Origin of the sequence: Enterococcus sp. S183_ASV_20 (assembly GCF_018919685.1) — a bacterium.
In the GTDB taxonomy this organism is placed as follows: Bacteria; Bacillota; Bacilli; order Lactobacillales; family Enterococcaceae; genus Enterococcus; species Enterococcus faecalis.
In genome coordinates, this window is the sequence record NZ_JAHLRI010000016.1 from 56,335 (window position 1) to 62,610 (window position 6,276).

Annotated in this window: 5 protein-coding genes; all 5 read left to right on the top strand. The window is 40.3% G+C overall.

The window, feature by feature from the left end:
- Window positions 1–17: 17 nt before the first annotated feature.
- The gene (pepT, locus tag KQI94_RS07870) at window positions 18–1,238 is read left to right on the top strand and encodes a peptidase T (protein ID WP_002368424.1); all 1,221 of its coding nucleotides are present in this window, start codon (window positions 18–20) and stop codon (window positions 1,236–1,238) included.
- An 85-nt stretch (window positions 1,239–1,323) separates the two neighbouring features.
- Window positions 1,324–1,881 carry a GNAT family N-acetyltransferase gene (locus KQI94_RS07875; protein WP_002386268.1) on the top strand — a complete coding sequence of 186 codons (558 nt, stop codon included), beginning with the start codon at window positions 1,324–1,326 and terminating at the stop codon, window positions 1,879–1,881.
- Between the two features lie 34 nt (window positions 1,882–1,915).
- Window positions 1,916–2,527, top strand: a complete 612-nt coding sequence (locus KQI94_RS07880; protein ID WP_002368423.1) for a DUF1054 domain-containing protein — start codon at window positions 1,916–1,918, stop codon at window positions 2,525–2,527.
- A 356-nt stretch (window positions 2,528–2,883) separates the two neighbouring features.
- Entirely contained in the window at window positions 2,884–3,246 is a 363-nt protein-coding gene (locus KQI94_RS07885; RefSeq protein ID WP_002368421.1) for an LPXTG cell wall anchor domain-containing protein, read from the top strand.
- A partial coding sequence (locus KQI94_RS07890) for a hypothetical protein (protein ID WP_099434230.1) occupies window positions 3,233–6,276 on the top strand: 3,044 nt, incomplete at its 3' end. The genes KQI94_RS07885 and KQI94_RS07890, both read left to right, overlap by 14 nt.

The window sequence follows — 6,276 nt, forward strand, 5'->3', positions numbered from 1 at the left end:
GGAAGAAGGAGTAAAAAATGGAAAAATTAGTCGAACGATTTTTAACTTACGTGAAAGTTAACACCCGTTCAGATGCCAACAGTCAAACCACACCGACGACGGTCGGTCAAGTGGTTTTAGCCAAAATGATTGAAACAGAACTTCATGAATTAGGCTTGGCCGATGTGCATTATAACGAACAAAACGGATTTTTAACGGCACGGTTGCCTGGTAACCAACCTGCAGCGAAGAGTATTGGGTTGATTGCACATCTGGATACGGCGGATTTTTCAGCAGACAATATTCGTCCCCAAGTCATCACTAATTATGATGGCCAAGATGTCCTCTTGAATCAAGAACAAGGCATCGTTTTATCGGTTGCTGAATTTCCCAATTTAAAAGAGTATCAAGGGGAAACGTTGATTACTACAGACGGAACCACACTTTTAGGAGCAGATGACAAAGCGGGAATTGTCGAGATATTAGCTGCTGTTGAGTATTTTTTGGCACATCCAGAAGTAGCGCGGGGGGATGTTTGGCTCGCCTTCGGTCCAGATGAAGAGATTGGACGCGGGGCCGATCAATTTGATGCGCCGAACTTCCCAGTCGCTTTTGCGTATACGATTGATAGTGGCCGCGTGGGGCATTTCGAGTATGAAACGTTTAACGCTGCTCAAGCTGTGATAACAATTGAGGGAACCAGTGTCCATCCGGGAACGGCCTATGGTTCGTTAGTAAATGCCATTAAATTAGGCGAACAACTTGATCAATCACTACCGCAAAAGGAAGTGCCAGAACAAACACGTGGAAATGAAGGATTTTATTTACTCAATAAATTTACAGGAAGTATTGAAAAAGCAGAACTTGTCTATATCATTCGGGATCATGATCAAGAAAACTTTCAAGCGAGAAAGCAATTTTTGGAAAAACAAGTCCAACGTTTAAATGCGCTGGCGGATAAACCCAGACTAACAATTACTTTCCAAGACCAATACTATAATATGAAGGAAATCATCGAAAAAGATTGGACTCCTGTAGAATTGGCCGTCCAAGCAATGGAAAGTTGTGACATTGAACCAATCATCACACCATTTCGTGGCGGGACAGATGGTTCTAAGATTTCTTTCATGGGCATTCCCACGCCTAATCTATTTACAGGTGGCGAGAATTTTCATGGGCAATATGAATTCATTACCGTTGAATCAATGGCCAAAGCTGTTCAGACGATCATTGCCATCATTCGCTTAAACGCTAATTAAAGAAACACGCAAGGGAAATGCCGATTTTCCTTGCGTGTTTCGCTGTTTTTCGGTAAAGTATGTAGAAAAGTAGGGAGTTTTGCTCATGAATTATCCATTGATTTTTGCAGAAAACCAACGAATCGAAACCGAACGCTTGATTTTAAGGCCCGTCACATTAGCCGATGCAGAGGATATGTACGAATATGCTTCAGATGAGGAAACGGTCCGCTATGTGTTTTTGAAAAACCAAACAATCGCTGAAACAAGACAAAACATTGCTAAATTTTTTATGGGGGAACCTTTAGGAAAATATGGGATTGAAGTGAAAGAAACGGGCAAAATGATTGGCACGATTGATTTGCGGGTCAATGAAACCAATAATATTGGAGAATTAGGCTATGTCTTGAACCGTGCCTTTTGGGGCAATGGCTACATGCCTGAAGCCGCGACGGCGTTAGTTGAACTGGGTTTTGCAAAAATGAAACTCATGAGAATCTTTGCTTTACATGATCAAGACAATCCAGCTTCTGGTCGTGTCATGGAGAAAATTGGTTTTACCTACGAAGGAACACTACCCAATGCTCGAATTAGTAAAGGGAAAATTGTCACAGATGTTTATCGTGGGATGACACTGGAAACATGGCAAAATCGACAAAAATAGAAGCGGAAGACAAGTTAAGAGAGGAATTAGAGAAATGTTGATGTTTACAGAAAAAGAATTCGCAGCCTTTGAAGTTGCTGGATTAGATGAACGAATGGCGGTTATCCGTGCGCAAATTCAACCTATTTTTCAAGAATTAGACACGTATTTTGCCGAACAACTAGCGCCTGAACTAGGAACGGAGTTGTTTGTCCATATTGCGCAACATCGCCGTCGCACCGTGTATCCACCAGAAAATACTTGGTCAGCACTTAGTCCGAATAAGCGCGGGTATAAAATGCAGCCGCATTTTCAATTAGGAATTTGGGGCGACTATGTGTTTATGTGGTTGTCATTCATTGATAATCCTAAAAATGAAAAGCAGATTGCGCAAGCCTTTTTAGAGAATCAGCAATTATTCCAAGCATTACCAGAAGATACGTATGTTTCCTTGGATCACACGGTTCCTCAAATTACTCCGCTGCCAGAAACGGATTTAGAAAAAGCCTTAACTCGTTTTAGAGATGTAAAAAAAGGTGAGTTTGAAATTGGGCGCATCATTCCCAAAGATAGTGCCTTGTGGCAAACCCCTGAAAAAGCACGCGCTTATATGTTGGCAACCTATCAACAACTCCTGCCATTGTATCAATTAGCTGTTGCCCAATAAGAGAAACAGACAGTTATTTTGTGTTTTAGTGTTATTTTATCGAATTATCCAATCGTCAAAAATGAGAAAAGCTCACAATGTTAGTTTTAATTACTAACATTGTGAGCTTTTCTGTAGTTTAGGTGATGGAAATTTAAGAAATTAAAGATGATTTTTTTGAAAAAGGGGATAGTCTTTACTGTTTTCCCTTGTTTCCTTTAAATAACGTAGCTTAAAAGACACGATATATAAGGAACTTGTTGAAATAAGGGTTATCAACTGGAAAAAACTGTTGTTTTGAAGAGTCTTTTTTTTGCTATTATAGAGCTATGAAAATAGGTTGTGAGAGATATTTAAATGCAAAAGGAGGTTTTTAAATGAAAAAAAAGCATTATTTAATGATTGTGTGTCTACTATCTTCTCCTAGTTTTTTTATAAATGTTGAAGCGTCTGATGGTGGTTCTAGTTCGGTGGGGATTGAATTTTACCAAAATCCGAGAACACCCGCTCCTAAAGATCCCCCACCGAAAACAGATGCGCCAGCTGCCGATCCCAAGGAACCAGCTGGTCCTCCGCAAGGAGATCAACGAAGTGGTGGTTCGACACAGACCACCACAACTGGCTCGCAGCTCCCTCGTACAGGGAGCAAGAGTCAGGCAAATTTGAGCATTCTCGGCTTCGCCTTAATTGGCTTGGCGGGAATCGTACATAGAAAGAGGGGACGACATGAAGCGAAATAAATGGCAACGTCTTGCAGCTATTGGCTTATGTAGTTCTTTGCTAGTGAACGCCTTTTCTGGTATGACGGCAGTTGCGGAAACCGTGACGATTGAAAGTAGTCCGACCGCCGAAAGCAGTGCCAAGGCAGAAACACCAGCCAGTAGTGTTAAGGAAGAAACAACGAAAGCCAGTACGCAAAATAGTCAAGTAACGACTGACACGAGTCAGGAAGAAGAAAAGAAAGAGATAGAGAAACAAGCAGAAACAGAATTAAAAGAAGATCAGAAAGAAGAACCGCAAGCAGAAACACCAGCAAATAGTAGTGAAAATGACCTACAAAAGGGCATTTCACCACGCTGGGTACCGAATAATCAATCGATTTATCCGAGAATGACCTTTGGCTTTACTGATGAAACAGGGAAAGTCTTCGCAGATGAAACCTTAACGTTATCAGGTACGTATTATAAATTAGCTCGTCACATAGAAACTAGGCAATGGCGCGCATACGCTGATAGATATCCAATTGTTTCTTCTAATGCAGGTGGTGGGCAATATCGAGTAGCTGTCAATGCAGCAGTTCCTTTGCCGTACGATTTTTTCAAAAATTTACCAGTAGGTTACGATCTGAATATATACGCAATTGAACAATTAAAGATTGATAACACGTTAAAGTATGTTGATAATATTGCTGCTTCAACAGGTACAATCAGAGCTACTTCATACATTAATCAGCAAGTATCTGAGACGCCACAGTTTGGTAATCAGGGTAATTGGGGCTTGAATGAAAGAGATAATAGATTTTCTAAAAATAGTGCAAATATCTTTTCTCTGAGTTCAGTGACTAATACGACTAATAATGAAGCGATATTACGTTTGTTGCAAGTCGCAAGTGCGAGTAATGGTACAAATCCTATAGTAATACTAGTAGGATTTGACGGCACACCAACGTATCAACAAACAGTCAATTACGTAGTCACACGGAAACAAGTCACCGAAAAGTTCGTAGATGCTAACGGCGTAGCCATTACACCGCCAACAGGTTTTACCCAAAATAAGAAAACACCAATGACTAGCAATGCTTTCACGTTCAAACAAGCAGGCACCTTACCAGACACCTACAAAGTCGGTACAAAAACCTACAAGTTCAAAGGCTGGTACAAAGGGAAAACCAAACCAGCTACCTTGCAAACGACGAAAGCACCAAGTTATGCGGTGACCTATGATGGCAACGATGACTTGAATGTGGTGTATGAGGGAATAGTAACATTTGACTTTCCAGAATCAACCTATCAATTTGGTTTTGTTGATGTTGCAACTGGTAATTTAATTGATCCAAGTCTTGTAAACATGAACTATACACTATGGCAACAGGAAGAAGACGTTCAAACGAATTTAATGACTAACCAAAAGGGTGTTAACTCAGGCAAGTTTAAGAGCTTTACTATTCCAGAAAAAAAATATGAGCTAAGAGCTACTTCTACTTGGTATGGACCATATAATATGACTTTTACAATTCCAAAACGATACAAAAAAATGGATATCACAAAAGATGATGGTACTACGGATAGTCTTTATCCAGTTCCAACGGTCACTAACCGCCTAGATCAACCTGTGACGATTACGCCAACCAAGTACAACAAGATGAAACAAGTCTCTGGACAAACGTTTGATTTTAATGAAGTCCGATTTGGTGGAGTACCTTTTGTATACTCCAAAGTTTTATTTGGAAGCAATAACACCACGGTTGGTGATAGAATCCAGTACTATAAACAAACGGGTCCAGTCTATTACTACTTGACGAATCGTAAAGTTACTGAAGCTTTTGTCGATAGCGATGGGACTAAAATCACACCGCCAACAGGTTTCACTCAAGGTAAACAAACAGTGATTACTAACGATGCCTATACCTTTAAACAAAGTGGCACCTTGCCAGATTCTTATACAGTAGATGGCAAGACTTACAAGTTCAAAGGCTGGTACAAAGGCGAAACCAAACCAGCTACCTTGCAAACGACGAAAGCGCCAAGCTATACAGTAACGTATGATGATAATGATGATTTGAATGTGGTGTATGAGGAACTGATTCCCAAAGATACGTGGGTTTATCCAGGTTTCCATGCAGATTTTGTCGATGAAAAAGGCCAAGCTTTCAATGAACCGTTAACGTTTTCTGGAAACTACACACAGACACTAAGAAAAGCGGTAGACCAGACATATGTGACAACGGGGGCTATGAATCCACTGGTAAGTATTAAAAATACGAATAAAGCCAATGTCTATACTATTACGACCCAATCAAGAGTCAACGTTCCAGCAAACTTTGATGAAGTTCCTAGCGACATTTATGATATGCGTGCTTATGCAATCAACGACTGGAATATTACAACGGAACTAAAATATGTGGACAAAATTGAAACAATGAATACCACATTACCTGTTTCTGTGTATCCAGTGGGCTTTGTCGGGACTGATCCAGTGTTTAACAATAGTGGTCCGGGCCAATTAAATGAGATAGATAAATCCTTTAAAAAAGGGATAGATAATAAATTTTCAATAAAAGCAACATTTGGTGTCGGTAGCTCAGTAAACACTGTTCCAAGATTATTACTTGTAGCTCGTGCGACAGGAAATCCAGAGAATAAGATCGTTTTACATGGTTTTGATGGGACACAAGACTTCAAACAAACTATGAACTATAAAGTCACTCGGAAACAAGTTACCGAAAACTTTGTCGATGCCAACGGTGCCAAAATCACTGCACCAACAGGCTTCACCCAAGGCAACCAAGTACCAATGAACAGTAACACCTTCAAGTACACAGCGGCACAAGCTTTACCAACGACGTATACTGCAGGTGGCAAGACCTATACGTTCCAAGGGTGGTATAAAGGGAAAACCAAGCCAAGTACCTTGAACAAAACAACAACACCAACGTTCAATACTACTTTTGATGGCAATGATGATATGACAGCGATGTATAAGGAAGAAATACCAACGGCTAGTGTCACATTAACTCGACCAAAAGAAGTGATCGATACGAATACCAATGT

Excerpts from the sequence above, each read along its gene's own strand:
- KQI94_RS07875 (WP_002386268.1), top strand. The coding sequence starts at position 1,324 with ATGAATTATCCATTGATTTTTGCAGAAAACCAACGAATCGAAACCGAA.
- KQI94_RS07880 (WP_002368423.1), top strand. The coding sequence starts at position 1,916 with ATGTTGATGTTTACAGAAAAAGAATTCGCAGCCTTTGAAGTTGCTGGA.
- pepT (WP_002368424.1), top strand. The coding sequence starts at position 18 with ATGGAAAAATTAGTCGAACGATTTTTAACTTACGTGAAAGTTAACACC.
- KQI94_RS07885 (WP_002368421.1), top strand. The coding sequence starts at position 2,884 with ATGAAAAAAAAGCATTATTTAATGATTGTGTGTCTACTATCTTCTCCT.